Origin of the sequence: Mycobacterium sp. 4D054 (assembly GCF_052245755.1) — a bacterium.
In the GTDB taxonomy this organism is placed as follows: Bacteria; Actinomycetota; Actinomycetes; order Mycobacteriales; family Mycobacteriaceae; genus Mycobacterium.
This window is the reverse complement of sequence record NZ_JBQQCF010000027.1, coordinates 42983-69600: the sequence shown is the minus strand read 5'-3', so window position 1 is coordinate 69600 and position 26618 is coordinate 42983. Positions and strand designations below refer to the sequence as shown.

Annotated in this window: 24 protein-coding genes; 3 read left to right on the top strand and 21 right to left on the bottom strand. The window is 67.7% G+C overall.

The window, feature by feature from the left end:
- The first annotated feature begins 2 nt into the window (after nt 1-2).
- A complete protein-coding gene (locus tag ACTWP6_RS19320) occupies nt 3-1439 on the top strand; it encodes a WS/DGAT/MGAT family O-acyltransferase (protein WP_443188530.1) in 1437 nt (478 codons plus the stop codon).
- Between the two features lies 1 nt (nt 1440).
- Here ACTWP6_RS19320 and ACTWP6_RS19315 read toward each other — a convergent pair whose 3' ends face one another.
- Both ACTWP6_RS19315 and ACTWP6_RS19310 read right to left on the bottom strand, forming a co-directional pair.
- The gene (locus ACTWP6_RS19315; RefSeq protein WP_443188529.1) at nt 1441-3153 is read right to left on the bottom strand and encodes an AMP-binding protein; all 1713 of its coding nucleotides are present in this window, start codon (nt 3151-3153) and stop codon (nt 1441-1443) included.
- 2 nt (nt 3154-3155) lie between these two features.
- On the bottom strand, nt 3156-3992 hold the full coding sequence (locus ACTWP6_RS19310; RefSeq protein ID WP_443188528.1) for a lysophospholipid acyltransferase family protein: 837 nt from the start codon (nt 3990-3992) through the stop codon (nt 3156-3158).
- 23 nt (nt 3993-4015) lie between these two features.
- Here ACTWP6_RS19310 and ACTWP6_RS19305 point away from each other — a divergent pair, with 23 nt between their 5' ends.
- On the top strand, nt 4016-5077 hold the full coding sequence (locus tag ACTWP6_RS19305) for an NAD-dependent epimerase/dehydratase family protein (protein ID WP_443188527.1): 1062 nt from the start codon (nt 4016-4018) through the stop codon (nt 5075-5077).
- Between the two features lie 15 nt (nt 5078-5092).
- Here ACTWP6_RS19305 and ACTWP6_RS19300 read toward each other — a convergent pair whose 3' ends face one another.
- From ACTWP6_RS19300 to ACTWP6_RS19210, 19 genes are read right to left on the bottom strand one after another with little or no spacing between them, the layout of a single operon-like run.
- On the bottom strand, nt 5093-5899 hold the full coding sequence (locus tag ACTWP6_RS19300) for an SDR family NAD(P)-dependent oxidoreductase (RefSeq protein WP_443188526.1): 807 nt from the start codon (nt 5897-5899) through the stop codon (nt 5093-5095).
- An 11-nt stretch (nt 5900-5910) separates the two neighbouring features.
- Nucleotides 5911-8334, bottom strand: a complete 2424-nt coding sequence (locus ACTWP6_RS19295; RefSeq protein WP_443188525.1) for a CaiB/BaiF CoA transferase family protein — start codon at nt 8332-8334, stop codon at nt 5911-5913.
- Between the two features lie 7 nt (nt 8335-8341).
- Complete coding sequence (locus ACTWP6_RS19290; protein ID WP_260754528.1) at nt 8342-9301, bottom strand: enoyl-CoA hydratase/isomerase family protein; 960 nt, start codon at nt 9299-9301, stop codon at nt 8342-8344.
- Entirely contained in the window at nt 9294-10427 is a 1134-nt protein-coding gene (locus ACTWP6_RS19285) for a M24 family metallopeptidase (RefSeq protein WP_260754529.1), read from the bottom strand. The genes ACTWP6_RS19290 and ACTWP6_RS19285 overlap by 8 nt, the downstream gene beginning before the upstream one ends.
- A complete protein-coding gene (locus ACTWP6_RS19280) occupies nt 10417-11685 on the bottom strand; it encodes a M24 family metallopeptidase (RefSeq protein WP_443188524.1) in 1269 nt (422 codons plus the stop codon). Before ACTWP6_RS19280 ends, ACTWP6_RS19285 begins: the two co-directional genes overlap by 11 nt.
- Nucleotides 11682-12845, bottom strand: a complete 1164-nt coding sequence (locus tag ACTWP6_RS19275; RefSeq protein ID WP_260754531.1) for an amidohydrolase family protein — start codon at nt 12843-12845, stop codon at nt 11682-11684. Before ACTWP6_RS19275 ends, ACTWP6_RS19280 begins: the two co-directional genes overlap by 4 nt.
- 32 nt (nt 12846-12877) lie before the next feature.
- On the bottom strand, nt 12878-14107 hold the full coding sequence (locus ACTWP6_RS19270) for a cytochrome P450 (protein ID WP_260754532.1): 1230 nt from the start codon (nt 14105-14107) through the stop codon (nt 12878-12880).
- 1 nt (nt 14108) lies between these two features.
- The gene (locus tag ACTWP6_RS19265) at nt 14109-14303 is read right to left on the bottom strand and encodes a ferredoxin (protein ID WP_260754534.1); all 195 of its coding nucleotides are present in this window, start codon (nt 14301-14303) and stop codon (nt 14109-14111) included.
- Nucleotide 14304: 1 nt separating this feature from the next.
- The gene (locus ACTWP6_RS19260) at nt 14305-15012 is read right to left on the bottom strand and encodes a TetR/AcrR family transcriptional regulator (protein ID WP_396885548.1); all 708 of its coding nucleotides are present in this window, start codon (nt 15010-15012) and stop codon (nt 14305-14307) included.
- On the bottom strand, nt 15012-15842 hold the full coding sequence (locus ACTWP6_RS19255) for an SDR family NAD(P)-dependent oxidoreductase (protein WP_260754536.1): 831 nt from the start codon (nt 15840-15842) through the stop codon (nt 15012-15014). Before ACTWP6_RS19255 ends, ACTWP6_RS19260 begins: the two co-directional genes overlap by 1 nt.
- Complete coding sequence (locus ACTWP6_RS19250; RefSeq protein ID WP_443188523.1) at nt 15839-16663, bottom strand: alpha/beta fold hydrolase; 825 nt, start codon at nt 16661-16663, stop codon at nt 15839-15841. Before ACTWP6_RS19250 ends, ACTWP6_RS19255 begins: the two co-directional genes overlap by 4 nt.
- Before the next feature lie 4 nt (nt 16664-16667).
- Complete coding sequence (locus ACTWP6_RS19245; RefSeq protein WP_260754538.1) at nt 16668-17261, bottom strand: NADPH-dependent FMN reductase; 594 nt, start codon at nt 17259-17261, stop codon at nt 16668-16670.
- A gap of 8 nt (nt 17262-17269) precedes the next feature.
- A complete protein-coding gene (locus ACTWP6_RS19240) occupies nt 17270-18268 on the bottom strand; it encodes a cyclase family protein (RefSeq protein ID WP_260754540.1) in 999 nt (332 codons plus the stop codon).
- The gene (locus ACTWP6_RS19235) at nt 18265-19107 is read right to left on the bottom strand and encodes a coniferyl-alcohol dehydrogenase (RefSeq protein ID WP_443188522.1); all 843 of its coding nucleotides are present in this window, start codon (nt 19105-19107) and stop codon (nt 18265-18267) included. The genes ACTWP6_RS19240 and ACTWP6_RS19235 overlap by 4 nt, the downstream gene beginning before the upstream one ends.
- Before the next feature lie 2 nt (nt 19108-19109).
- Nucleotides 19110-20429 carry an LLM class flavin-dependent oxidoreductase gene (locus ACTWP6_RS19230; RefSeq protein ID WP_443188521.1) on the bottom strand — a complete coding sequence of 440 codons (1320 nt, stop codon included), beginning with the start codon at nt 20427-20429 and terminating at the stop codon, nt 19110-19112.
- Nucleotides 20430-20435: 6 nt separating this feature from the next.
- Complete coding sequence (locus ACTWP6_RS19225) at nt 20436-22244, bottom strand: FAD-binding protein (protein ID WP_443188520.1); 1809 nt, start codon at nt 22242-22244, stop codon at nt 20436-20438.
- Complete coding sequence (locus ACTWP6_RS19220) at nt 22241-23161, bottom strand: 3-carboxyethylcatechol 2,3-dioxygenase (protein WP_443188519.1); 921 nt, start codon at nt 23159-23161, stop codon at nt 22241-22243. The genes ACTWP6_RS19225 and ACTWP6_RS19220 overlap by 4 nt, the downstream gene beginning before the upstream one ends.
- Nucleotides 23109-24821 carry a bifunctional 3-(3-hydroxy-phenyl)propionate/3-hydroxycinnamic acid hydroxylase gene (locus tag ACTWP6_RS19215; RefSeq protein ID WP_443188518.1) on the bottom strand — a complete coding sequence of 571 codons (1713 nt, stop codon included), beginning with the start codon at nt 24819-24821 and terminating at the stop codon, nt 23109-23111. The genes ACTWP6_RS19220 and ACTWP6_RS19215 overlap by 53 nt, the downstream gene beginning before the upstream one ends.
- The gene (locus ACTWP6_RS19210) at nt 24818-25699 is read right to left on the bottom strand and encodes an alpha/beta fold hydrolase (RefSeq protein ID WP_443188517.1); all 882 of its coding nucleotides are present in this window, start codon (nt 25697-25699) and stop codon (nt 24818-24820) included. Before ACTWP6_RS19210 ends, ACTWP6_RS19215 begins: the two co-directional genes overlap by 4 nt.
- A 154-nt stretch (nt 25700-25853) precedes the next feature.
- Between ACTWP6_RS19210 and ACTWP6_RS19205 the strand changes: the two genes are divergently transcribed.
- Nucleotides 25854-26588: an IclR family transcriptional regulator gene (locus ACTWP6_RS19205; RefSeq protein ID WP_443188516.1), complete on the top strand. Its 735-nt coding sequence runs from the start codon at nt 25854-25856 to the stop codon at nt 26586-26588.
- The last annotated feature ends 30 nt before the right edge of the window (nt 26589-26618 follow it).

Sequence of the window (26618 nt, the reverse complement as noted above, 5' to 3'; positions counted from 1 at the left end):
CCATGAGGCGGCTCAACGGCATGGACGCCATGCTGTTGTACAGCGAGACCCCCAACCTGCACACCCACACCCTCAAGGTGGCTGTGATCGACGCGTCGGGCTACGACGGTGACTACGGTTTCGACGCGTTCCGGCGCACCGTCGCCCGGCGGCTGCACCTTCTCGACCCGCTGCGGTACCGGTTGGTCGACATCCCGTGGCGGCTGCACCACCCGATGTGGCTGGAGGACTGTCCGGTCGACCTGGACTATCACCTGCGCCGCGTGCAGGTGCCCGCGCCGGGCCGGCGGCGCGAACTCGACCGTGTCATCGGAGAGATCGCCAGCACACCGCTGGACCGCAGTAAGCCGCTGTGGGAGTTCCACTTCGCCGAAGGCATGGCCGACGACCGCTTCGCACTCATCGGCAAGGTGCACCACACCCTCGCGGACGGTGTCGCATCGGCGAATCTGCTTGCCCGGCTGATGGATCTGGCCGGCGACGTGCAGGACGAGCGGGACGAACCGCCCGCGTCATGCGAGCAGCCCTCCGCGCGGGAGCTGCTGCGCGCGGCACAGCTCGACCACGTCCGGAACATCGCTGGGCTTCCCGGACTGGTGGCCGACGCCGCGCGGGGGGTCAGGCGGCTGCGCCGCCGCAGCAGGCAGCGTCGGGCCGTGCCCGACCTCGCCAAGCCGTTCAACGCTCCGCCGACCTTCCTCAACCACATCGTGTCCCCGGTACGGACCTTCGCGACCGCGACGCTCTCCCTGGCCGAGGTGAAGGAGACCACGAAACACCTCGGTGTCACCTTCAACGACGTGGTGCTCGCGGTAGCGGCCGGCGGTCTACGCGAGCTGCTGCTGCGCTACGACGGTCGCGCCGACCGCCCGATCATGGCGACGGTGCCGGTGGCCACCGACAAGTCCACCGAAAGGATCACCGGCAACGAGATCGGCGGGATGATGGTGTCGATGCCCGTGCACATCGACGACCCGCTGGAGCGGGTGCGCTTGACGTCGCTGGCCACCGCGCGCGCCAAGGAGACCCACGACCTTCTCGGTCCCACGCTGCAGGGCAGAATGCTCGAATACCTGCCGCCGCCTTTGGCGCCCGCGTTGTTCCGGGCGCAGGCCAAGCGCGCCGACCACAACCGGCTGATGAACGTCGCGGTGTCCAACGTGCCCGGCCCGAGGCGGCGCGGACACATCGGCGGAGCGCCGGTGAGCGAGATCTATTCGGTCGGCGTGCTTTCCGCCGGCTCGGCGTTCAACATGACCGTGTGGAGCTACGTCGACCAACTCGACATCGCGGTGCTGTCCGACGACCGCACGTTCGACGACCCGCACGAGGCCACGGACGCTGTCGTGCACGCCTTCGACGAATTGCGCCGGGCCTGCGGTCTGCCCTCGGCGGGCACGGTCGATTCCGCCATGGCGCCGGCGACCGCCGAAGGCTGACTCAGCTCCCGCGGAGTTCGTTGCGCAGAATCTTGCCGGTGCTGCCGCGCGGCAGCTCCTCCATGATGGTGATGTCGCGGGGCACTTTGTAATTCGCCAGGTTCTCGCGGACGTGTTGCTTGAGTTCGTCGACGGTGACGCTGCAGCCCGGGGCCGGGACGACGAACGCGGACAGCCGCTGCCCGTACTGCTCGTCGTCGACGCCGAGGACGGCTGCCTCAGCCACCGCGGGGTGGGCGACGAGTGTCTTCTCGACCTCGATGGGATAGACGTTCTCGCCGCCGGAGACGATCATCTCGTCGTCCCGTCCGACCACGAACAGCCGGCCCGCCTCGTCCAGGTAACCCAAGTCTCCCGAAGCCATGAAGCCGTCGTGGAAGTCCTTGTTGGCGCCGGAGGTGTAACCGTCGAACAATGTGGAGCTGCGGACGAAGATCTGCCCGACCTCCCCCGTCGGTACCTCGCGGTGGTCTGCGCCGAGGATCCGGAGCTGCGTGCCGTCGGCCGGCCGGCCCGCGGTGTCCGGCGCGGCACGCAGGTCGGCGGGCGTCGCGGTGGCGATCATGCCGGCTTCGGTGGCGTTGTAGTTGTTGTAGATGACGTCACCGAACTGGTCCATGAAGGCGGTCACGATGTCGGGGCGCATCCGTGAACCAGAGGCGGTGGCGAACCGTAACGTCTTGCCGCTGTATCGGTTTCGCACGTCATCGGGGAGTTCCATGATCCGATCGAACATCACCGGCACCACCGCCAGACCGGTGGCGCGGTGGCGGTCGATCAACTCCAGCGTCGCCTCGGGATCGAACTTGCGGCGGGTGACGATGGGGCAGGCAAGCAGCGCGGCGAACAGCAGTTGCGAGAACCCCCAGGCATGGAACATCGGCGCGGCGACCACGATCGGTTCCTCGGCGCGCCACGGGGTCCGGTCGAGTACGGCCTTGAGGTCACCGGCGCCCCCGCTGCCGGCAGAACGCTTGGCGCCCTTGGGGGTCCCGGTCGTGCCGGAGGTCAGCAGAATGACGTCGCTCTTACGCTCGGCCGGTTTCGGGCGCAGGCCCAGGTGCGCGTCGATCAGGGCTTGCAGCGTGGAGGGACGTGATCCATCTCCCGTCGCTACGCTCGCCCCTGATCCATCTCCCGTCGCTACGCTCGCCCCTGATCCATCTCCCGTCGCTACGCTCGCCCCTGATCCATCTCCCGTCGCTACGCTCGCCCCTGATCCGTCGTCGACCCAGCCCAGGATCCGCTGCGCCTGCGGCCGGTTTCGCAGCGCACGGTCCACCGTCTCGGTGAACTCCTGGTCGTAGATCACGACGTCGGCGCCTTCCCGGTCGATGACCTCGGCCATCGCCGGGCCGGCGAAAGACGTGTTCAGCAGCAGCACGTCCGCGCCGATGCGGTTCGCCCCGACAAGCGCCTCGACGAAACCGCGGTGGTTGCGGCACATCACCGCGACGGTCCGCGGCGCATGCTGTTGCAGTGCGACACCGAGCGCGTCGCAGCGGTCGTCGAGCTCCTTCCACGTCAATGTGCCGAGTTCGTCGATGATTCCGGGGCGGTCCGGGCACCGCTGCGCGGCCGCGGCGAACCCAACCGTCGCGGTCAGCCCCGCGCGGCGCATCGCCAGACCCATCCGCAGATACCGGTCGGGGCGCATCAGCGCGATGAGCCGTGCGCGCCAGAGTGTGGCAAGGAGGCCCAGCTGATCGGCCATCGTCACCCCAGCACCGGGAAGCGGCGTTTGCGGGCGAGTTCATCGAGTGCAGCCTGCATCACCGACCGGATGTGCCGGTCAACCTCGTCGATGTCGGGATCGTCTCCGAACTCGGCGGTGATGTCGACGGGGTCGAGCACCCGGGTCACGATCTTCGACGGCAGCGGCAGGTTGGGCGGGAAGATCACCGACAGCCCGAACGGGAACCCCACACTCACGGGCAGGATCTCCATCCGGGCGCGGGTCAGGCCGATCCGGCGGGCGATCGAATCGCCCCGGGCGAGGAACATCTGCGTCTCCTGGGCCCCGATCGACACCACGGGAACGATCGGCACACCGGCTTCCAGCGCGGTGCGCACGTATCCGGTGCGGCCGGCGAAATCGACCACGTTCGCCGTCATGGTCGGCCGGTACGAGTCGTAGTCACCGCCGGGGAACACCAGAACCACCGCGCCGGAACGCAACGCGGCCGCCGCGTTCTCACGGCTGGCTTCGATAACCCCCGCCTTGCGCAGCAGGTCGCCGAGCGGGCCCATGAACACGCCGTAATGGGCAAGCGTGTACAACGGTCGATCGAAGCCGAAGTGTTCGTAGAACGCGGGCGCGAAGACCATCACGTCCGGTGTCAGCATGCCGCCGGAGTGGTTCGACACCACCAGCGCGCCGCCCTCGGAGGGCACCGATCCGATGCCGTGGACCTCCGCGCGGAAGTAACGCCTGATCACCGGCCCCACCCAATTGGCGATTTGCCGGGTGAATCCGGGGTCCCACTTGGCCGTCTCGGCGCGCGCGTCGGACATGGTGGCGAATATGATACTCTCCGATAACGAGAATGTCATATCCGCAGCTAGGAGGCTATTTTATGTCGGGTGCCGTCCTCGTCACCGGCGGCTTCGGCCTCGTCGGGTCCGCAACGGTGCAGCGTCTGGTGGAGCTGGGCCGCCGCGTCGTCGTCGCCGACCTCGGCACCCCGGCCAACCGCGCCGCCGCCGAACACCTTCCCGCCGGGGTGTCGGTTCGGTGGACCGACCTGACCGATGCCGACCAGACCACCCGACTGGTCGCCGAGGTCGCGCCCGAGGTGATCATCCACCTCGCGGCCATCATCCCGCCGGGGATCTACAAGAATCGGGCGCTGGCGCGCCGCGTGAACGTGGACGCGACGGCCACACTGGTGCGCGTCGCTGAGGCCCAACCCACTCCCCCGCGTTTCGTACAGGCGTCCAGCAATGCCGTCTACGGCGCGCGCAACCCATTCATGTCGGAGGGTCCCGTCACCGCGGATACGCCGATGAAGCACTCCGACCTGTACAGCGCGCACAAGGCCGAAGCGGAGACGATCGTGCGCTCCTCGTCACTGGAGTGGGTGGTGTTGCGCCTCGGCGGTGTGCTCAGCGTCGACCCCAAGGCGATTCCGTTCAGTGCCGATGCACTGTATTTCGAGAGCGTGCTGCCTGCTGACGGCCGGTTGCACAGCGTCGATGTCCGGGATGTGGCATGGGCTTTCGCCGCCGCGACGACGGCCGAGGTGGCACGCGAGATCCTGCTGATCGCCGGGGACGACTCACACCGCGTGCTGCAGGGCGAGGTGGGTCGCGCCCTTGCCGAGTCGCGCGGCCTCAAGGGCGGGCTGGTGCCGGGACGTAAGGGGAACCCCAACAGTGACGAGGACTGGTTCGTCACCGACTGGATGGACACCACCCGCGCCCAGGAGGCGCTGCAGTTCCAGCACCATTCCTGGCAGGACATGCTCGACGAGGCGCACCGGCGCGCCGGCGCGTCACGGTATGCGCTGCGGGTCGCGGCGCCGCTCATCAGGGCGATCCTCAAGCGGCGCTCGGCCTACTGGAGGCAACCCGGTCAGTACGCCGACCCCTGGGGCGCGATCAAGCGCAAGATCGGTGACCCGTCGCCTGATTCGTAGTCGGCCCGGTCCGGCTTAGGCCGGTCCGAGCGTCGGCGCGTCAGTGCCCGGACCGAAGTACCAGCCGCCCGCCGCCTGCGTACCGCCGTCCACATGGATGGTCTGGCCGGTGATGTAGGTAGCCATATTCGAGGCGAGAAACACTGCCGCCGAGGCTATTTCGTCGACATTACCGGCACGCCGCATCGGCACCATCGCGGCCAGCGACTCGGACAGATCTCCGAATGCGAGGTTCTGGAGGCCCTCGGTAACCGTGAGATCCGGGGCCAGCGCGTTGACGCGGATACGGTGCGGCGCCAACTCGAAGGACGCGGTCTTGGTGTAGTTGACAACCCCCGCCTTGGCCGCCGCATACGCGGCGTAGCCGGGCGCGGCCCGACTGCCCTCGATCGAGGTGATGTTGATGACGCTTCCCGGCTGTCCGGCAGCGACCAGTCCGCGCGCGACCCGTTGCGTGCACAGCAGCACGTGACGAAGGTTGCTGCGGTACAACGCGTCCCACCCGTTCTCCGAGGTCTCCAGCAGCGGGGAGTTGAACGTCCCGCCCGCGTTGTTGACCAGGATCGACACCGTGCCCAGTTCACGCTCGGTGCGTTCCAGCGCCGCATCGACGGCCCCGCCGTCCCGGACGTCGGTGGGCAGCCCCAGCGCCCCGATGGATGCCGCCGCCGCGGCACAGGTGTCGGGATCGCGTTCCCAGATCGCCACCGAGGCGCCGAAAGCAGCCAGTCCCTGCGCGATTCCCTTTCCGATCCCGGCGCCGCCACCGGTGACGACCGCGACCCTGCCTGTGAGCAGGATGTCCGGCGGAGCGATGGCCATGAGCGATGAGACTAGCGTGCCGGCGCGGTGCCGATGATCCCGTCGGCTTCCAGCGCGGCGATCTCGTCCTCGGTGAGCCCGAGCTCTCGCAGCACATGATGGTTGTGCTCACCGAGCAGCGGCGCCGGTGTGGTGTGCACCCGGTCCGGGCCGCGCGAGCTGCGGAACGGCAACGTGCTGTGCGGGGTCGGCGGGTTGACGGGATGTTCGACCTGCTCGAAGAAGCCGCGGGCGGTCAGCTGCGGGATCTGGTTCTGGCGGTGCGGCTGAAGCACTTTGGCCACGGGCACTCCGTGATCCCACAGCGCGGCGACGATCTCGTCACCGCCGCGCTCGACACACCACGCAGACAGGTGCCGGTCGATCAGATCGTGACGGGCGTGCCGTCCCGCGGCACCGGCCAGCTCCCGGGTGTCCGCCCAGGCCGGGCTTCCCAGCGCGTCGCACAGCCCGGACCATTGGGCGTCGGTGGCGACGGCGATCGCGACCCAGCTGTCCCGGCGGCCGAACTCGTCGACCTCGTTGGTCAGGTACAGGTTCTGCGGCGCCGCGGTCGGTCCGCGGTTGCCGGCCCGTTGCAGCAGCGCGCCGTATGCGGAGAACTCGATCACCTGCTCGGCGGCCACGTTGAGCGCCGCGTCGACCATCGCGGCCTCGACCATCGACCCCTCGCCGGTGCGGCGGCGATGCTCGAGCGCCAGCAGGATCGCGTTCAGCGCATGCACACCGGCGTTCGGATCGCCCACCGAATACGGCTCGAAGGGGTTGAGGTCCGGATAGCCGGTAAGCCAGCTGATACCGGCCGCCGCCTCGATGACGTACGCGAACGCCGGGTTGTCCCGCCACGGCCCGTCCAGTCCGAACCCGGGCATGCGGACCATGATCACATCGGGCTTGACCTCCCTGACCGCGTCGTAAGTGAGCCCCATGCTCTCCAGTACGCGCGGGGTGAAGTTCTCGACGACGATGTCAGCGGTCGCGGCCAACTTCTTGAGCAGATCTCTACCGGCGTCGCTCTGCAGGTTCAGCGTGATGCCCCGCTTGTTGGTGTTCAGCCCTGAGAAGATCGGCGACCGCTCCCACCACTGGTGTTCGGTGACCGGGATTCCCGCGATCAGACGGGTCCCGTCGGGGTGCCGCGTGGACTCGACGTGGATCACGTCGGCGCCCAGCATCGCCAGCATATGGGTGCAGCTCGGCCCGGCCCAGAAGGTCGTCATGTCGACGACCCGCACACCCTCGAACGGCCGCCCCTCTCGTCGCGAAACCGCCACCACGGTAGCGCCGGCCGCTCGCGCACTACCGTGGTGGCGGTCTCGCGAGCGGTAGTGCTCGGTGTGCTCGCCCAGGCGCGGGCCCGGTTCCGGGTGCCGCAGCATCGGCGGGGTCATGCGGTACGGGGGCGCGGGCTGGGTGAAACCGTCACGCGGATTGACGACGAACGAGCCTCGTTCGACGAAGTGGTCCAGCGATTCGACGTTGGCGCCGTTGGCGACCGGCGCGTTCGGGATGCGGAACGCCGTGGCCAGATCCCGGATCTCGTCGACGGTCTGATCGGCGACCCACGCGTAGAGCTCCTCGGCCTTCTCGTTGGCCTGCTGGGTGATCGACAACGGGGAGTCCTCGTCGATCCACTCGACGTGCCCGGTCATCGCGCACAGGTCGAACCACTGCTGGGCCGTGCCGCAGCCGATGTCGACCAGGCCGTCCTTGGCGCGGGCGATGCCCGGCACCGTCAGTCGCCGCGCATTCCGCCACGGCCGGCCCAGCATCTCGTGGTAGCTCACCGGGTAGTAGGTGAGCCCGAGGATCGAGGTCTCCAGCATGGACAGGTCGACCAGCTCGCCGCCGCCGCGCATGCGCGACGCCAGGGTGGCCGCACTGGCATACGCACCGGCCAGGTACTCGCCCACTTGACCGCCGACGTATACCGGCGCCCGGTCCGGAGTGCCCCGGCCCAGGCCGACGATGCCTCCGGACCACGCCTGCAGCGTGAACTCGGTGGCCGGCCGCCCACTCCACGGCCCCCGCAGCCCGAACGGGGTGATCGCAGTGACGGTCGCATGCGGATGACGGTCTCGGATCACGTCCGGGGCGAAGTCGGCCTCCCCCGCCACCCCGGGGCCCGGCGACCAGATGACGGCGTCCGCGCCCGCCAGCAGCGCGTCGACGAAGTCGCTGTCCAGGCCCGGTTCTGCGACGACCGAGCGCTTCGAGCACGCCAGGAACGAGAACAGGGCCCCGTCGGTGCCCTCGAGGATCTCGGCACCGGACGCCGACCAGTAGCGCAGCGGATCACCCTGCGGCGGCTCCACTTTGACGACCTCGGCGCCGCCGTCGGCGAGCAGCTTCGTGCAGTACGCACCGGCGATCCCACTGGACAGGTCGACGACGATGTAGCCGGAGAGCGGAGGTTCGGGCCCCGAGTCGGACACTGCGTGCCTAGTCCTTCTTGGCCCGGTTGCGTTTGCTCAACCGGAATTCCGGCGGGAACTTGCTGTCGTTGTCGTTGACCGCGGCCGACAAGCCGGAATCGATCGACTCGAACATGCCGAGATCGTCGTCGCTGTCGTTGGCGACGCCGTTACCCATCGATTCGAAGAACGCGCTGAGCAGGCTGCCCATGTATTCGCCCTGCTGCTGCTTGAAGATCTCGAAGAACATCTTCTGCTGGAACACGGTGTCCACCGGACGGTTCCGCGCACACGCCAGGGCGTACTTCTGTGTCTCGGTCTCCAACTCGTCGCGCGCCACCACTTTGTTGAGGAAGTTGCAGTCGTACATCTCGGCGGCGGTGAAGGGCCGGCCGGTGAACACCATCTCCTGAAACTTGCGCAACCCCATCATCTGCACCCAGGTCCACATCCGCGGACCCCAGCCGTGATAGCGGAACGACGGGTGCCCGAACAAGGCGTCGTCGGAGGAGATCACCAGATCAGCGTCGGCGCATTGGTAGAAGTGCCAGCCGTAACAGTAGCCCTTGGCCTCGACGATGCTGATCTTCTTGAAGTCCTGCAGCGCACGGTTCCCCGCTTGCGAGTTGGCGTACCAGGCACTGATGGTCGCCCCGTTGCGGAACGTGCCCTTCGGGGGATAGGTCACCTCGCCGACACCGTCATCCTCAAGCCGCAGTTCCGCCAGCCGCGCCGCCGGATTGTCGTTACCCTCCATGAACTCGGGAAGGTCGGCGCCGCTGCCCAGATTGTCCCCCACGCCGCGGATGACCACCACCTTCACGTCGTTGTCGGCGTTGGCCGCCCGCAGCACATCGGCATACCGCAACCGGGCCAGTGACGTCGGAGCGTTGAGGAACTCCGGACGGTTGAACGTGATGGTCGCGATCTTGGTCTTCGGGTCCTTATCGTAGAGGATGATCTCCTCGGGCGACGGCCGCTCACCCATGGACGGCCTCACCGTAAGCCGGTGCGGTCGAAAGGATTTCGGCGCCGTCGGCGGTGATCAGGACCGCGTCGCGGGTGAACACCGCGCCCGCCCCCTGTTCCCACACGTACGCGGTGAGCGCGAGCACCATACCCTCCTCCAGAATGTCGGCGTCCGCGGTCGCCCGCAGCGTCGGTGACACCACCGGCGGGTCGAAACCCAGTCCGAGGCCGTGTGCCACCGGCATCGCCGGCAGCCGCTCACCGGCCTGCTGGTAGGCGTCCAGCAGGCCGCTCGTGCTCATGCCGGGCCGACATGCCTCGATCAGCTTGTCCCACAGATCGTCCCGGCGCCGGTACAGCGCACGCACAGCATCGGTCGGCTCACCGACATACAGCGTGCGGGCCACCTCGGCGACATAGCCGTCGGCCAGCACCCCCGCGGACAGCGCCACAAGGTCGCCTTCTCGCACCACGCCGTCACCGTCGGCTCGCCGCCACGGATGCTCCTTCGACGTCACCCAGGCGGCATCCTGGGTCGCCGGGGTGCTCACCCCACCGGCGGCCTCGGCCTCCAGCACGGCACCGGCGAGCGCCTTCTCCGTGACGCGCGACCCAAGCGCGGCGACGCCCGCGGCCAACCCTTTCTCGGCGACCATCAGGGCTCGACGCAACGCGTGCACTTCCTCGGGCGATTTGATCCGACGGGCAGCCTGCATGGCCTGCTCGGCGTCGACCAGCTCCGCGTTGGGGAACGCCATCGGCAGCAGCTTGGCGAATGTCGGTGTCAGAGCATCGGTTCCAACCCGTCGCACGGTGTCGGCGCCCTTGATGTTCTTCAGTATCCCGACCAAGGTCATCGGGTTCCAGGCGAAGCCGTACAGGTTCTCGTGGGGGATCTCCTCGGGGATGCCCTCGTCCCAGGTGCTGTTGAGGTGGATCTCACCGGTGGCTCGTACGAACTCGCAGATCGGCCCGAACGGGCGGGTGCCCACGACCCACAGCTGCGGGGCTCCGGAGATGTAGCGGACGTTGGCCTGCCGGCCGAGCACCAGCATGTCGAGGTCGTGGGCCTCCATCTGTGCGAGGGCACGCTCCCGGCGGCTGTATCGCAATGCGCGGCCGTCGGCCTCGATCTCAGTTCCCACGGGACACCTCGTACGGGTCGTAGGGATACGCGGTCAGCGGCATCCAGCCACCCTCGGTGACCACCACGATCTCCTCACCGCGATAGCCGCCGGTGCCGTCCTCCCAGACCACCGGCTCGAACACCAACAGCATTCCGTCCGGGAAGATGAAGTTGTCATCCCATTCCTGACCGAGATCCGTGCCGATCATCGGCATTTCGGCCGCGCTGGTGCCGATGCCGTGCCCCAGGTAGAAGTGGGGCAGCCACGGCTTCTGCCCGCCGGCGGCCGCGGTCGCCGCGCGCCCGAGGTCACCGCAGGTCGCCCCAGCCTTGGTCACCGCCAACACTGCGTCGACGATCTCGCTCCACTTGTCGAACTGCTTCTGCTGAATCGGCGTCGGATCCTGACCGACGATCCAGGTGCGACCGTGGTCGGAGCAGTAGCCGTGGTAGGCGATCGACACGTCGGTCCACAGCACGTCGCCCTGCTGGAGCTCACGCTCGGTCGTCAGCAGAGGCAGGGCGAGATCACCGGTGGTGGTCCAGGTGCTCTCGGCCTTGCACGTCGGCATCGCCTGCCAGATCGAGTCGAACATGTTGGTGGTGGCGCCGAGTTCGAAAGTGCGGCGCACGAATTCGGCCGACAGGTCGATCTGGCGCGCACCGGGTGCCAGCGACTTCTGTATCTCGGCGACGGCCTGTTCGGTGATCTGGCAAGCGCGCCGGATGCACGCGATCTGGTCGATGGTCTTGACGATCTTCGCCGCCCCGATCACCGGCGCGGCGTCGACGGGTGCGCTCGGGAACAGCGCTGTGCCCGCCCGCCGCATCGCCCCGGTCAGCTCGTCGGTCGCGACGGCGGCACCGGCCGGGATCAGCCGGGCCAGGATCTTCGCGAATTCGCCGACCCCTTCGTCGAACTCGAGGTAGACGGGCCCGTGCAGGTGGTCGTCGGGCAGACCCGACTCCATGGCTGCGCCCTCGCGGAAGGGCAGGAACAGATGCGGGTACTCGTCATCGGCTAGGACCACCGCCACCGGCCGTTCGACATGCGACAGTCCCGCATCGGCCAGGGGCCAGCTGATACCGGTGGCGTACATGACGTTCCCGTTGCCGAGCAGCACCAGAGCGTCCACGTTCTGCTCGGCCATCGAGGCGTGCAGCCGCGCACCGACCTCGCTACGCATCCGCGTGAAATCGGGTTCGGTGGGGATGTCCAGCCACGTGTACCCGGTCCGGGCGATCTGGGTGACGCCGGAGTGGGTGGACGTCGTCACGACAACCCCAGGAACTTCTGCACGTTCGTGGACACGATCTTGACCGCTGCCTCCGGACCCACCGCCTCGACGACGGTAGCCAACGACTTCTCCGAGTAGCCGAACGTGCTCTCGTTGTGCGGGTAGTCGCTCGACCACATCGCGTTGTCGACACCGATGCGGTCGATCAGCGCCAGCCCCAGTGGGTCGACCATGAACGACGCGCTCATGTGGTTGGCCCAGTAGTGGTGCACGTCGTGCTGCAGTTCGTGGTTGAACATGTGCCGGTAGGACGCGAACATGTGCTCGGCGTCCTGCAGTGCGGTCGGCACCCACGCGATGCCGCCCTCGAACCAGCCGATCTTCAGGCTCGGGTGCCGGTCCAGAATTCCGGAGAACACGTACTTGGCGAACTGCTCACGGAACGAGTCGACGTTGACCATCATGCCGACCACCACACTGTTGTTCTGGCACGGCGTCTTCGGCGGCGTCTCGCCGATGTGGTGGCTGACCGGCAGCCCGGCTGCCTCGATCTCGTCCCACACGGCGTCCATGTCGGTGCTGCCGTAGTCGTAGATGTTGCCGTCGTCATCCTTACCGGGATTCAGCGGCAGCAGGAACGTCCGCAGTCCCAGCGCCTTCAGCTCCTCGAGGGTGCTGCGGGTGCCTTTGGGGTCCCACCAGTTGATCAGGCCGACACCGTAAAAGTGCCCGTCGGAGCGCTCCTGCAGATCGGCGATGTGTTCGTTGTAGATCCGGAACACCCGCTCGCGCAGACCCTTGTCCGGGTAGTGGAACAGCGCCAGCACCGCGTTCGGGAACGCCAGTTCCTTGTCGATGCCGTCTTCCTTGAGTTCCCGGATGCGCGCCTCGATGTTGTTCGACGCGGCGCCGGCGAGATCGTCGTACTGCATGAGCACTCGGCCGAAGTCGCCGCCGGTCCAGGCCTTGCCCTTCATCCCGACCATGTAGGCGCCGTCCTCGTACCAGATCCGCGGCGCGGCGCCCTTGAGCTCCTCCGGGAAGCGCTCGTAGAAGATGTCGTCGGCCACCGAGATGTGATTGTCGGCGGAGAAGATCTCGGTGCCTTCAGGCAGCCCGACGACCGTGCCGGTCGAGTGGCCGTGCCGGTGCTTGGGAGCGCCGAATCCTTCGGGGGGATAGAGGGTCGGGGCGGACATTGGGATCTCCAATCGGGCTGTGCTAGAGGGCTTTACCAGGTGACCGGTAGTTCGTAGACGCCGTAGGCGAGCCGGTCATGCTTGAACGGCACCTCCTCCAACGGGATCGCCAGCTTCATCGTCGGGATCCGGCGCAGCAGCGTGTGGAACACGATCTGTAGCTCGGCGCGGGCCAGCTGCTGTCCTACGCACTGGTGCCGGCCGTAGCCGAAGCCGAGTTGCTGGTTCGCATCGCGGGTCAGGTCGAGCGTGTCCGGCTCGGGGTAGGCCCGCTCGTCCCAGTTGGCCGGCGCCAGATCCAGGATGATGCCCTCCCCCGCCCGGATGGTCTCCCCGGCGATCTCGATGTCTTCCGTGGCCACCCGGCGTTGGCCGTTCTGAATGATCGACAGGTAGCGCATCAGCTCTTCGACGGCGTTGGCGATGAATTTCGGGTCGTCGGAATCACGAAGAAGCGCAGCTTGTTTCGGGTTCTCCAACAGCGCGCAGATCCCGATCCCGATCATATTGGCGGTGGTCTCGTGGCCGGCGATGAGCAGACCGGTGCCCAGTTGCGCGGCCTCCTTGACGCTGATCTCGCCGGCGGTGACGCGCTCGGCGAGGTCGGAGACCGCGTCCTCGGCGGGGTTGGCCTGCTTCTCCTCAACGAGGTTGATCAGGTACTGGTGCAGGCTCATCGCACCCTTCTGCATGGCGTCCGCGGCCGCGTAGCGGGCGAGCCCGGCATTGGCGTGCTCCTGAAAGAACTCGTGGTCCTCGTAGGGCACGCCGAGCATGTCGCTGATGACCCGGGTGGGCACCGGGAGCGCGAGCTTGGCGACCATGTCGGCCGGCTGCGGGCCGGCCAGGATCTCGTCGATGCATTCGTTGGTGACGTCCTGAATCACCGGGCGCAGCGCCTCGACCCGCCGGAAAGTGAACGGCTTGGACAGCATCCGGCGGAACCGGGTGTGCTCCTCGGCATCCGAGGTGAACACCGAGCGCGGCCGCTTGTACACCGTGGACAACATGTGCTCGTTCCAGTGCGGGAAGCCCTCCCGCCTGTCGTCCACGCTGACCCTGGAGTCGGCGAACAGCGTGCGCGCCACCTCATGGCCGGTGATCAGCCACGGCGTGGCGCCGTTCCAGATCCGCACGCGGGACAGCGGTTTGGCCTTGTTCATCTCGAGCATCTGCGGCGGCGGCGCGAACGGGCAGCCCGCGGCGCGCTCCATCGGATACTCCGGCACCGCCACCGCTTCCTGCGCAAGCGTCTCTGTCATTTCACTCCTCGATGTGGATGGCCAGGGCGGGGCATGCGGCCGCGGCCTTTCGGGTCTCCTCGGCGTGCTCGGGTCCGGGCTCGGGGATCAGCAGTTCGACCACGCCGTCGTCGTCGCGTTGGTCGAACACGACACCGGCATTGAGCACACACTGGCCCGACGAGACGCACCTGTCCTGGTCGACCGTGACCCTCATGTCAAGACAGCTCCGTGACCGGGGCGTGCCACAGCCCGATGATCGCGTCGATCAGCCCGGTGGCCGCGGCCTGCCAGGTGGGCCGCGCGACGGGCGACCCCTGCGCGAGGAGCCGCTCACGGTCGGCACAGCTGTGCATCAATAGGTTGCGGCCCATGATGTTTCGTTCCACTCGGACGTCGACGGGCAGATCGGGCAGACAGCCGTTGATCCCGTCGAGTACCCGGACCAGCGACGGTGACGACAGCGCGTCCTTGACGATCATGTTGTGGTATGCCGGGTCGGTCATCACCTGCGCGGCGAACCGGGCGTACCAGGTCGGATTGCCCAGTTCGGCAAGGTGATCCGTCAACGGGCAGACAAGCGCGGCCACCCAGTCGCGCATGTCGGTCGAATCCCCGATCTCGGCGACCCGGCGCTCACGCAGCTCCTCGATCGGGCCCCGGTGCTTGTGCTCGATGGCACGCACCAGGTCCGCCTTGGTGCCGAAGTGGTAGCCGACTGCGGCGTTGTTGCCCTGGCCGGCGGCTTCGCTGACCTGCCGGTTGGACACCGCGAACACCCCGTGTTCGGCGTAGAGCCGCTCGGCCGCCTTCAGGATCGCCTCTTGGGTGCTGCTTGCACGGTCGGCCCGCACGGTCCTCGCAGTCGTCACGCTCTCAGTGAACCCGGTCACACCTGCTAAGTCAAGCGACTGATTTAAAGCAATCACCCTGCGGTCTGCCCGGTTGCCGGCTTGCGGACGATCACCTTGCCCGCGACGGTGCCGCCGTCGACCGGCAACACGGTGCCGGTGACGTACCGAGACCGGTCCGTGGCCAGGTACAGTGCGGCCTCGGCGACGTCCTCGGCGCTGCCCTCCCGCTTGAGCGGGCGGTCGTCTCGCATCTGCTGCCGGATTCTGGCCTCGAAGCGTTCCAGCCGTTCCCGGTCCTCGTCAGTGGCCGACGAGGCGAGAATCGGCGTCGGTATGTTGCCGGGCGCCAGGCAGTTCACCCGCACCTCGTAATGCGCGAGCTCGATCGCGGCGCATTTGGTGAAGTGGATGATCGCCGCCTTGGAGGCGCGGTAGGTCGAGACGCCGCCACCGGCCTGGATACCGCCGATCGAGCCGAGGTTGACGATGGATCCGCCGCCTCGGTCGGCCATGTGCCGCGCGGCGTCCCGGGTGCCGGCCATGACGCCGAGCAGGTTCACCCGCATGACCCGGTCGAACTCCTCGAAGTCCTCGTGGAACAGGCCTTTGCGCAGCGGACTGGAGATTCCCGCGTTGTTCACCATCACGTTCAGCCCGCCGAAGGTCTCGACCGCCGCTGCCACGAGCTCGCCGACCTGGGTCTGATCGCCGACATCGGTATGCCGGTACACGGTCTTGGCACCGCGTGAATTCAGCTCGGCGGCAAGCTGTTCCCCGAGATCGTCGCGGACGTCGGCGATCACCACGCCGGCCCCTTCGGCGGCGAACCGTTCGGCGATGCCCCGGCCGATCCCCGATGCGCCGCCGGTGACCACGGCGACCTTGCCCACGAGTTCGTTCATCTGTGCTCCTCCAAGAAGTCCAGCAACAGCTGGTTGACAGCGGCGGGCCGCTCGATCTGCGGGCAGTGTCCGGCGCCGTCGACGACGGCCGAGCGCCCCTCGGTAATCTGCCCGGCGATCTCGGCCGCCCAACCCCGGGGCAGCAGTTTGTCGTCGCCCCCTTCGATCACCAGGGCCGGTACGGCGATGCGGCCGTAGGCGCGCGCACTGCTCGGGGCCGGCGGAGGTTCCAGGCCCGGGCGGCGGAACCGCGCCGCGGCCAATGACTCCCACGCGCCGGGGGCGATGCTCGATTCGTAGCGGCGCCGCACGTATGCCTCGTCGGCGGGGTAGGCAGGATCGGCGAACAACGCGGTCACGATGCGGCGCATGCCCTCGACGGAGGCGTCGTAGTCGTAGAGCGCGCTGACGTGCTCGTTGCGCTGGATCTCGCCACCACCGCAGATCGCGACCAGACTGCGCGCCGGCAGCACCGGTGCGTCCGAGGTGGCGTCGACGAGCAGGTTGATCGCGCCCATCGAATTGCCGACGAAGTGGGCGGCCTGCACACCCATCACGTCGCAGAAGCGCGCGATGTGCCGGATGCGCATGCCCCGGCCGTCGGTGAAGTCGACGACCTTGGCGGAGTCTCCGAAGCCGAGCATGTCCGGGGCCAGCACCCGGTACCGCCCGGCCAGCGCGTCGATGGTGTGCTCCCAGCCGACGGCCGCGCAGGCGCCGAATTCCCCGCCGTGCAGCAGGACGACCGGATCCCCTTGTCCCGCTTCGAGGTAACTTGTGCGCAGGCCGTCGATGAGAACAGTCTTCGATCGGAACGCCATGGTGCTAGGTGACCAATGTCCGGCTGGTCTGCGCGAACGCCAGCACCTGGCTCGCCAGCAGCTCGAGCTGATTGGCCACGGCCCTGCCCTGCTCGGTGTCGGCGAGCTCGCCCGACGGATCCCAGATCGGGTCGGCGGAGTTGATCGCCACACCCAGCGGGGTCGGCCATGCCCGCAGCGCGTGCCCGATGCTGCGCAGCTGGGTGAGCGTGCCCACCGCGGCCTGCCACCCGTAGGCGCAACTGATGCAGCCCCACGGGGTGTTGTCGAGGTAGACGCGGGGGTCCTCCCGCAGATCCTCGATGTAGTCGAGAGCGTTCTTGACCAGCCCGGAGATCGCCCCGTGGTATCCGGGCGAGCCCACCACTACGGCGTCGGCGTCCCGAAGGGTCTTGACCAGTTCGAGGGCTTTGGGTGTGCGCTCCAGCTCGTGCGGAGCGTACATCGGCAGGTCGAGGTCCTCCGCACTGAACAGCCGGGTGCGTCCACCCTGCTGCTCCACCGACGTCAGGCAGTAGCGCAGAGCCCGTTCGGTCGACGAGTTGGCCCGCAGTGTGCCGCCGAGACCCACGATGAACGGTTGATTGATACTGGTCACTTCCCCACTCACTTGATCGCGATCGGACTGACAGGTGCCCCGACGGCGCCGACCACCTTCAGTGGCGGTGCGACGAGCTGGAATTCGTAGCTGCCGTCGGCGGCGCAGTCGGCGGCGATCGGACCGAGGTCCCAGTACTCGCCGAGCATGAGGCCCATGTCGCGCAGGCACAGCATGTGCATCGGCAGGAACGTTCCCGTCACGCCGTTGGCGGGGTCGGGGTCCTCGACCATCAAATTGTCGGCGGCCACAGCTGCCACCTCGCGTTCGTGCAGCCAGGCCGCGCAGGTCCAGTGCAGTCCCGAGCCGGCTTCCCCACCATCCCCGGTCTGGAGGAAGCGCGTCCACCACCCGGTGTGCACCACCACGATGTCGCCAGAGCGGATCTCGACCTGCTGGCGGGCGACGATCTCGTCGAGTTCGTCGGGGGTAATCGGGGTCCCTGGCTCGCAGAACGTGTCCGCGCCGCGATGCGCGACGACGTCGAGGAGTACCCCGCGGGAGGCGATGCCCTTCCTGTCGACTTTCTCGATCCCGAGGTGGAAGGCGCCGAAGCTGGTCACCGAGTCAGCCGGAAATCCGTTGTAGAGCTTGTCCTCGTAGTACACGTGTGACATCGCGTCCCACTGCGTGGCGGCCTGCAGCGGCATCACGATGATGTCGTCGTTGAACCGGAACGGGTTGTCGGCGAAGAACGCGCTCATGTCGGCGGCCACCGCGTTGCGCAGCCATTGAGGCCCGTACTCGACGAGCGTGGAGGCGTCACCCCCGTCGACGGTCATCACGTGAACGGGGTTCTGTCGGAACTTGAACGCGCCCTGAGGTCCCCCGGAGCTGAAGTCGCCACCGAGGGAGATCACCTTGCCCTGCGTGACCAGGCCTGCGGCTTCGGCGACCTTCTCGGCAGTGATGAAGTTGAGGGTACCGAGTTCGTCGTCGTCGCCCCACCGTCCCCAGTTGCGGACCTCGTCGGCCATCCTGCGGAAGTCGCTCATGGTGCCGGTCATCGGGAACTCCCTTGTGCGGACTGCGGATCGGTCATCTGGGCGGTGATGCGCTGGGCGAGGATGCCGCCGTCGGTCCACACCACCTGTCCGGTGAGGTAACCGGCGGCCCGGCTGCCGAGGAACACCAGTGTCGCCGCCTGCTCCTCGGGCGTCGACACCCGCCCCAGCGGGGCGGTGAACGAATCGAGGTATTGCTGACCGTAGGCCGATCGCAATTGATCCAGTATCGGGGTTTCGGTGACCCCCGGTGCGGTGCAGTTGATCCTGATGCCGCGGACGCCGAGATCGACGGCCCGCTGCATCCCGTAGAGGATGATCGCCTCCTTGGATTGGCGGTACCCGCCGTCGGCGAGCGCGTCGGGATGCTCGGCGCACCACCGCAGGCCGTCTTCCACCGATGTGGTGGCGAGAAGACCCGCGGTGGTGGCGGCGTGGTCGAGGTAGCCAGAAGCGGCCAGCGAGGACACGTTGGTGATCGACGCCCCGGCCGGCATCCGATCCACCAGCGCTTCGGTGAACTGGCGCATACCGAGAAAGTTGATCCGCATCACCAGCAGCGGATCCCCGATCCCCGACGACACCCCGGCGACGTTGAACACCGCGTCGACGCCGTCACCCACCGCCGCCGTGGCGGCGTCGACGGAGTCCGGGTCGGCCAGATCGACCGGGATGAAGTCCCCCAGGGCAGACCGGTTTTCCGGCGCACGCAGGTCCAGGCCGGTGACCCGCGCGCCGAGCGAAGCGAGCTGATGCGCCACCTGTGCTCCGATCCCGGAGGCGCATCCGGTTACTACCGCGTGCCTGCCGTCGAAGCGCACCAGCTCGTCAAGCGGGGTCACGATCAGCTCGCAGCTTCCTTCGCGGCCTTGGCGTCCTTCTCGGCCTGTGCAGCCTTGACGCGGCCCTCGTTGATCTCGGCCATCGCCTCGGGAATCTCCCCGGCGGTGAACTTGCCGCCGCGGCCGGTGGGCAGACCGCCGAACGCGTAGGTTTCGTCGAACAGCGGTGCGTCCCAGTGCTGCCGGCGCGCCTCGACCTTCTCGATCACCGGCGCCAAACGCTTGGCTTTGTCCTGCACCGCTTTCGCGTCGCGCTCGATGAACTCGGGCAGGATCTCTTTGCCCATGATCTCGATGGACTCCATCGTGCCCTCGTGGCTGCGCGGGTTGAGCAGCAGGATGATCTCGTCGACGCCGCTGGCCTCGTAACCACGCAGGAATTCGCGGACGGTGTCGGGTGATCCGATCGCGCCGCGGCCCGGCCCGTAGGCCAGCGTGGGATCGTCCTTGACCGCCTTTTCGTAGAGCTCCCACACCCCGGTGCGCCCAGGAGTGTGCATGCCCGTCAGGTAGTAGTGCATGATCCCGAACGAGAAGAACCCGCCGCCGATGCCGAGCCGCTTGAGCGCCTCCTCGTCGGTCTTGGCCACCATCATCGACAGGTCGCCGCCGATCGCGAGCAGGTTGGGATTGATCGCCGGGGTGATCGGCGTGCCCTTCTCCTCGAACTCCTTGTAGTAGCCGTCCACCCGGTCTTTGAGCGCCTCGGGTCCGGTGTAGGCGAAACTCAGTGCACCGATGGCTTTCTGGGCGGCCATCTGCACCGACGACGGCCGTGTGCACGCCACCCAGACGGGCGGGTGCGGCTGCTGCAGCGGCTTCGGGATCACGTTGCGAGCCGGCATTTCGACGTGCTCGCCCTTGAAGCCGGTGAACGGCGCCTCGGTCATACACCGGATCGAGACCTCAAGTGCCTCTTCCCACATCGTGCGCTTGTCGGCCGGGTCGATGTTGAAGCCGCCGAGCTCGGCGACCGACGACCCCTCACCGGTGCCGAACTCCACCCGGCCGTTGGACAGGTGGTCGAGCGTGGCCACCCGTTCGGCGATGCGGGCCGGATGGTTGATGGGCGGCGGCAGGTGCATGACGCCGAAGCCGAGTCGGATGTTCTTGGTGCGCTGGCTCGCCGCGGCCAGGAACATCTCCGGCGCGGTGGAGTGGCAGTACTCCTCCAGGAAGTGGTGCTCGGTGAGCCACACCGTGGAGAAGCCGGCCTTGTCGGCGAGCTCCACCTCGTCGAGACCGTGCTGGATGAGCTGGTGCTCGTCGTCGTCAGACCACGGCCGGGGCAACGGGAACTCGTAGAACAAGGAAATCTTCACTGCTGTTTACCTCCTAGAAGATTCGGGGCTTTCGGGGCTTTGGATGGACAGTGGTTCCTGGTCGGTGGTCGCCGACTCCGCGATGTGGCGCGCCGCGACGTAGCCGAACGTCATGGCGGGCCCGATCGTCGCGCCGGCACCGGCGTAACTGCGGCCCATCACCGCCGCCGACGCATTGCCGACCGCATAGAGCCCCTCGATCACCGTGTCGTCGCCGCGCAGCACGCGGGCGTGCTCGTCGGTGCGCAGCCCACCCGAGGTGCCGAGGTCGCCGAGGATGATCTGGAACGCGTAGTACGGCGGCTTGCCGAGCGGGTGCAGATTCGGGTTGGGCAGCGTCGGGTCGCCGTAATAGTTGTCGTAGGCGCTCTCCCCGCGGTTGAAATCGTCGTCGTGGCCTTGGGCGGCCAACTCGTTGAACCGTTCGGCGGTCCGGCGCAGTTGCGCCGGCGGGACCCCGATCCGGCCGGCGAGTTCCTCCCAGGTGGACCCCGTCTTGACGATGCCGGACTCCAGCCAGGCGGCCGGCACCTTCCGGCCAGTCGGGACGGGAGCGAACGGCACCTTGGGAATCGGCAGGTGCCCGGCGACGACGTACCGGTGGAACGACCGGATGTCGGTGATCAGCCAGCACGGGATGTGCGTGACACCGGAGCGCTCACCGTCGATCATCGCGTGGGCGAAGTCCATGTAGGGCGCGGCTTCGTTGATGAACCGCTCGCCCGCGCCGTTGACCACGAACTGGGATGGCATCATCCGTTCGTTGAGCATGAACTGCAACCGTCCGTCCGGCCAGCAGATCGCCGGGAACCACCACGCTTGGTCAAGCAGATCGGTTGCCGCGCCGAGCTTCTCGCCGGCCCGGATACCGTCACCGGTCGCGGCGGGATTGCCGAAGCTCCAGTCCTTGCCGGGTCCGGCGAGTTCAGCGACCCGGTTCAGCTCGGGCAGATGTTGCCGCCGCCAACCCATGTCGTGGTCGAAGCCGCCGCTGGCCAGGATCACCCCCCGCCGGGCCTGCACCCGCAGCACACGGCCGTCTTTCTCGATGACTGCGCCGATCACCCGCGCATCCGGGCCGTCGGTGTCGGTGATCAGCTCGGTCATCGGCGCGTTCAGCCATAGCGGGATGTCCTGCTGTTTCATCGCGAGCCGCAGCCGCGCCGACAGGGACTGACCGATGGCCGCCATACGTTCCCCGAAGGCTCGGGCCCGGAACATCCGCCAGATCAACTTCAGCAGCACGGCCTTACCGCGCCAGTTCTGCCGGACCTGATAGAACAGCCGCAGGTCCTTGGGCGCGAACCAGATTCCCTTGGGCGCCAGCGCCAACGGGGCGAGCAGGTTATGTTCCTCGTCGCCGAGCACGCGCAGGTCAAGCTCGGGCACGTTGATGGTGCTGCCCAGCGCTGACCCGCCGGGAAGCTCGGGATAGTAGTCGGCGTATCCGGGCTTCCACACGAACTCCAGCCAGGGGCTGAGCTTTTCGAGGAAGTCCATCATCTCGGGCGCGGCGTTCACATAGGTGCGCAGCCGGGCGTCGCTGACCAGACCGCCGGTGATCTCCTTGAGGTAGGTGAACACCCGATCAGGGTCCGGCACGTAGCCCTCGCGGCGCTGCGACGGCGCCCCCGGCACCCAAATGCCGCCGCCCGACAACGCGGTGGAGCCGCCGAACCGCGGCGACTTCTCCACCACCAGGGTGTCCAGGCCGGCTGACTTCGCGGCCAGCGCGGCGGTCATCCCGCCGCCACCGGACCCGATCACCAGGACATCGGTGGCTTGGTCGAATCCTTGGCCCGCAGCAGAACTCATTTTGTGGACACCGCCGTTCGAATCGCGAAACCGGCGATGAGTTCCGGTGCGGCACGGTAGAACCGGTCGCCGGTACCGTATCTGCCCTGCGCGGCCAACGCTGAAAAGGCGGCCACCCAGGTTCTGACCTCGTGAGCAGAGTCACCCGCCTGCTCGGCGATCCAGCCGTAGTCCCAGCCGTCCACCTCGGCGAGCCGGCCGGTGTCGAGCAGGTCCAGGAACGCCGTATCCCAGTCCGGGTTCAGCGGAGCGAGCGCCCCGTGGCCGGCCGCGAATTCGCGGGCTGCCTCGATCACCGCCGACTGGCGGGCCAGCCGCTGCTCGGTGGTCATCGGCACGCCTCTGACGATGCGGTCCAGCGCCGCCGGCGGCGCGGTCGCCAGCGTCGGGACGGGAGGGTCGTGCGACAGTCCGCCCGATCCGATGACCAGCACCCGCTTGCCGAGGCCGGCGAGATGCGCGCCCACGGCGGCCCCGAGCGCACGGACTCGGCGCATCGGTCCCAGCGGGGTCGCCACGGAGTTGACGAACACCGGGATGACGGGTTTGGCGGTGGCGTCGCCGAACAGCTTCTGCAGCGGTTGCACTGTGCCGTGGTCGACGTCCATCGCCGCCGAGATCGCGACGTCGACGTCAGCGTCCAGCACCGCCTGGGCACAGTCGGTGGCCAGATCGGCCGGCACGTTCAACGGACCTTGGTAGGTGCCGTAGTCGCCGACGCCCGCGGCCGCGGTGCCGATACAGAACGGCGGCATCGCGCGGTAGAAGAACCCGTTGTAGTGATCGGGCGAGAACGTGACGACGAGCTCCGGGTCGAAGTCGGCGACGAAATCGCGTGCGGCGCCGATGGCGCCCTCGATGTCGTCAAGGAGTTCCTGTGACGGTCCCGGAAGGTTCAGCAGCGGACTGTGCGACATGCAGCACACGGCCATCTGTGTTTTCGCCATGAGAACCGGACCCTCCTTCCCGGGACGGTGGAACGTTCAGATGCAGCGCGCGGAACAGCTCCGCCGACACCTCCGGCGCACGCTGCGCAATGCACGCGGCCGCGATGCAGCGGTCCGGCCGCAGGAACAGCACCGAGTCGGTCGACACGTCGAACCACTTCTTCAGTGCTCCCCCGCGGTCGCCCACGACCACGACATCGGCGTCGTCGTGGCCGGGCCAGCGCAGCTGGGTCATCGGTCGCGCCTCGACGAACCTCGCGCCCAAGGCTTTCCAACTGTCGAACACCTCGTCCCCGAGCACGGCAGGTAGGTTGTTACTCCAGCACAACACCGCGAAACCGGAACCGAGCACCTCGTCGAGAAGCAGGTTCTGAGCGTCGCGGGTGTCCACGCGTGGCTGGATGAACAAGGTGCCGGTCGGCGAGTTCGGCGACGGCTGTGCGTCGTGGTAGACCGCGCCCTGCAGGTAGCGCGGCATCGGCTTGAACCGCATCTCCAGGATGTAGCGCTTCAGGGTGGGTACCACCGACGCGGCGTGGATCACCTTGTCACGCAGCGCTGCCACCCGGCGGTTGGTCGGGGAGATGACCCGGCCGACCATCGTCGACAGGTCGATCATCGCGCGCGCGTGCTTGCGACGCTCGACGTCGTAGGTGTCGAGCAGCGCGTCGCGGGCCTGCCCGCGGATGACCGCGGCCAGCTTCCATCCCAGGTTCGCCGCGTCGCGGATCCCGCTGTTGTATCCCTGGCCCTGCCACACCGGCATCAGGTGGGCGGCGTCGCCGGCCAGCAGCAACCGACCCTTGCGGAACGACCCGGCGATCCGGGAATGGTGGGTGTAGACCCGGTGCCGGATCATGTCGACCCGTTCCGGATACGGGACACGCTGACCGAGCATGCGCCGGACGAACTCCGGGTCGTCGGCCTGTTCGTTGGTTTCGTGCGGATGGATCATGAACTCGAAGCGCCGGATGCCGTGTGCGATCGAGATGGACACGTAGGGACGGGCCGGATCAGCGCCGACCTCGCTGTTCGGATGGCCGAGCGGGTCGTTGGCGACATCGACCACGAGCCAGCGGGTCGACGACGTCGTGCCGTCGAAGGACACGCCCATCAAGCGGCGGGTGGCGCTGCGACCGCCGTCGCACCCCACCACGTATCGGGCACGCACGGACGCCTGGCCACCAGCGAAGCCGACGGTGACGCCGTCGCTTGTCTCGGAGCAGGTCTGCATGCGGTGTCCGAAGCGGACCTCGACATGGTCGAACCGCTCAAGGCCCTTGAACAACTCGGCGTCGACCATCGGCTGGACGAACCCGTTGCGCTTGGGCCAGCCGAATCGGGCATCCGGAGGCGCCATCTCGGCCAGCAACTTCCGGTCGGCATCGAAGAACCGCAGGATCTGGTTGGGCACCGTGTGCGGCAGCACCTGATCGACCAGACCGATCGACTGGAACGTGCGCAGTGCCTCGTCGTCGAGACCGACACCGCGGGGGTAGTCGATGAGGGTGTCGCGTTCATCGACCACGAGCGTCCGAACACCGTGAAGGCCAAGAATATTCGCCAGGGTCAGACCGGAGGGGCCGGCCCCGACGATGATCACGTCGACGTCGACGTCCGGGGCTGTCACCGGACCCCGCTCATCGCCCGACCCTGCAGGAAGTCCAGGTGTAACCGGTCGAAGGTCTTGGGATCCTCGTACTGCGGCCAGTGACCACAGCCCGGCATCACCTCGAAGCGGGCGCCGGGGATCATCGACGCGATACGCCGGCCCTCCTCGACGTCGGCGGTCGGGTCGTCACTGGTCCAGACCACCAGCGTGGGAGCAGTGATCGCGCCGTACTCGTTGGGGCCGAGCAAATTTCGCGCCCGGATCTCCGGATCCTGCAACGCCATGATGTCACGCATCGCGTTGACGAACCCCGGCTGGCGGTACACCCGCTGCCGGCTGGCCACGATGTCGTCGTAATCCTTGCTCTTGTCGGCCATCAGCCATTTGATCCGCGCCTGAACCGTCTCCCAGGTCGGGTCCTCCGCCGCGGCCATCGACAACGTGAAGATCCGCTTCATCACCTCGGGATCGGCCTGCGAGCCACCTGCGGTGTTGAGCACCAGACGATCCACCCGATCCGGCCGGTCCGCGGCGAAGCGTGCGGCCACCCAGCCTCCCAGCGACTCGCCGCTGATGTGCGCGCGCTGCGCGCCGATCGCATCCAGAAATGCGGCGAGATGCTCGACGTAGTGCGGGATTTCAAGCGGATGGCCGGGCTTGTCGGTGTAGCCGTGGCCGAGCATGTCGATCGACCACGTCGAAAAATGCTCGGCGTGCGCCTCTAAGTTGCGGACGTAGGCCTCGGCATGACCGCCGGAACCGTGCAGGAATACCAGCACGGGCTTGCCCGGATCACCGGCGTGCAGGTAACGGGTGCGGACACCGCCGGCGTCGAGGTACCCCTGAGAGAACGGGACGCCCTGCAGGTCGCTCCATACGCTCTCGAACTCCGCCACCCCTGCACTCCTTCCGTGGAGTCCCTGCCCGAGACCTTGACGGCGAGAATCGAATTCTCGTATTTTGTAAGCACTCTGCTCATTTATCGCACATACACGTGCACTATAGTTAGAGCATCACTCTCACGACAGAGATCTGTCAAGGAAGGTCCGCATGAATCGACCGGCCGGTGATCACCCGCCTGACGCGGGTGCACGCGGGACCGCCACTGCGGGCCCGAGCGCGCCCGGCTCCCAGACGCTGGCCCGTGGGCTCAACGCACTCCAACTGGTGGCGAGTTCACCGACCGGGCTGACCGTCGCGCAGGTCGCCGACGACATCGGCGTGCACCGGACCATCGCCTACCGGCTGCTCAGCACCCTCGCGCAGTACCGGTTCGTCGCCAAAGGAGAAGACGGCCGCTACCGCTCGGCGGCCGCGCTCGCCGTGCTCGGCGCGTCGTTCGACAACAACGTCCGGCAATTGTGCGTGCCCACCCTGCGCGCGCTGGCCGACGAACTCGCCACCACGGTGTCGCTGCTCGTCGCCGAAGGTGACCAGCAGGTCGCCGTCGCGGTCATGGTGCCGACAAACGTCTACTACCAGTTGTCATTTCACGAGGGGAGCCGGTACCCGCTCGACCGCGGCGCCGCCGGGATCGCGCTGCTGGCCAGCATGCCGCCGCGCCCCGGCGAGCGTGACCTGGTACAGCAGACGCGCCAGCAGGGCTGGGTGATCACCCACGGTGAGATCGAGCCCAACACCTACGGCCTGGCCGTCCCGGTACGACGCAGATCCCCGGCGCCGCCCACGTGCATCAACCTGATCTCGCACCGCGAGGACGTCGTCCTCGACGGCCGCGAATCGGTCATCCAAGCGGCCCACGATCTGTCGGCCGTCCTCAGCTGAGCCGGACCGGGCAGCAACCATCGGAAGGAG

What these genes read in the sequence shown, in the direction of transcription:
- ACTWP6_RS19320 (WP_443188530.1), top strand. Translation starts at nt 3, where the DNA reads ATGAGGCGGCTCAACGGCATGGACGCCATGCTGTTGTACAGCGAGACC.
- ACTWP6_RS19315 (WP_443188529.1), bottom strand. Translation starts at nt 3,153, where the DNA reads ATGGCCGATCAGCTGGGCCTCCTTGCCACACTCTGGCGCGCACGGCTC.
- ACTWP6_RS19310 (WP_443188528.1), bottom strand. Translation starts at nt 3,992, where the DNA reads ATGACATTCTCGTTATCGGAGAGTATCATATTCGCCACCATGTCCGAC.
- ACTWP6_RS19305 (WP_443188527.1), top strand. Translation starts at nt 4,016, where the DNA reads ATGTCGGGTGCCGTCCTCGTCACCGGCGGCTTCGGCCTCGTCGGGTCC.
- ACTWP6_RS19300 (WP_443188526.1), bottom strand. Translation starts at nt 5,899, where the DNA reads ATGGCCATCGCTCCGCCGGACATCCTGCTCACAGGCAGGGTCGCGGTC.
- ACTWP6_RS19290 (WP_260754528.1), bottom strand. Translation starts at nt 9,301, where the DNA reads ATGGGTGAGCGGCCGTCGCCCGAGGAGATCATCCTCTACGATAAGGAC.
- ACTWP6_RS19275 (WP_260754531.1), bottom strand. Translation starts at nt 12,845, where the DNA reads ATGTCCGCCCCGACCCTCTATCCCCCCGAAGGATTCGGCGCTCCCAAG.
- ACTWP6_RS19270 (WP_260754532.1), bottom strand. Translation starts at nt 14,107, where the DNA reads ATGACAGAGACGCTTGCGCAGGAAGCGGTGGCGGTGCCGGAGTATCCG.
- ACTWP6_RS19265 (WP_260754534.1), bottom strand. Translation starts at nt 14,303, where the DNA reads ATGAGGGTCACGGTCGACCAGGACAGGTGCGTCTCGTCGGGCCAGTGT.
- ACTWP6_RS19255 (WP_260754536.1), bottom strand. Translation starts at nt 15,842, where the DNA reads ATGAACGAACTCGTGGGCAAGGTCGCCGTGGTCACCGGCGGCGCATCG.
- ACTWP6_RS19250 (WP_443188523.1), bottom strand. Translation starts at nt 16,663, where the DNA reads ATGGCGTTCCGATCGAAGACTGTTCTCATCGACGGCCTGCGCACAAGT.
- ACTWP6_RS19240 (WP_260754540.1), bottom strand. Translation starts at nt 18,268, where the DNA reads ATGACCGGCACCATGAGCGACTTCCGCAGGATGGCCGACGAGGTCCGC.
- ACTWP6_RS19225 (WP_443188520.1), bottom strand. Translation starts at nt 22,244, where the DNA reads ATGAGTTCTGCTGCGGGCCAAGGATTCGACCAAGCCACCGATGTCCTG.
- ACTWP6_RS19220 (WP_443188519.1), bottom strand. Translation starts at nt 23,161, where the DNA reads ATGTCGCACAGTCCGCTGCTGAACCTTCCGGGACCGTCACAGGAACTC.
- ACTWP6_RS19205 (WP_443188516.1), top strand. Translation starts at nt 25,854, where the DNA reads ATGAATCGACCGGCCGGTGATCACCCGCCTGACGCGGGTGCACGCGGG.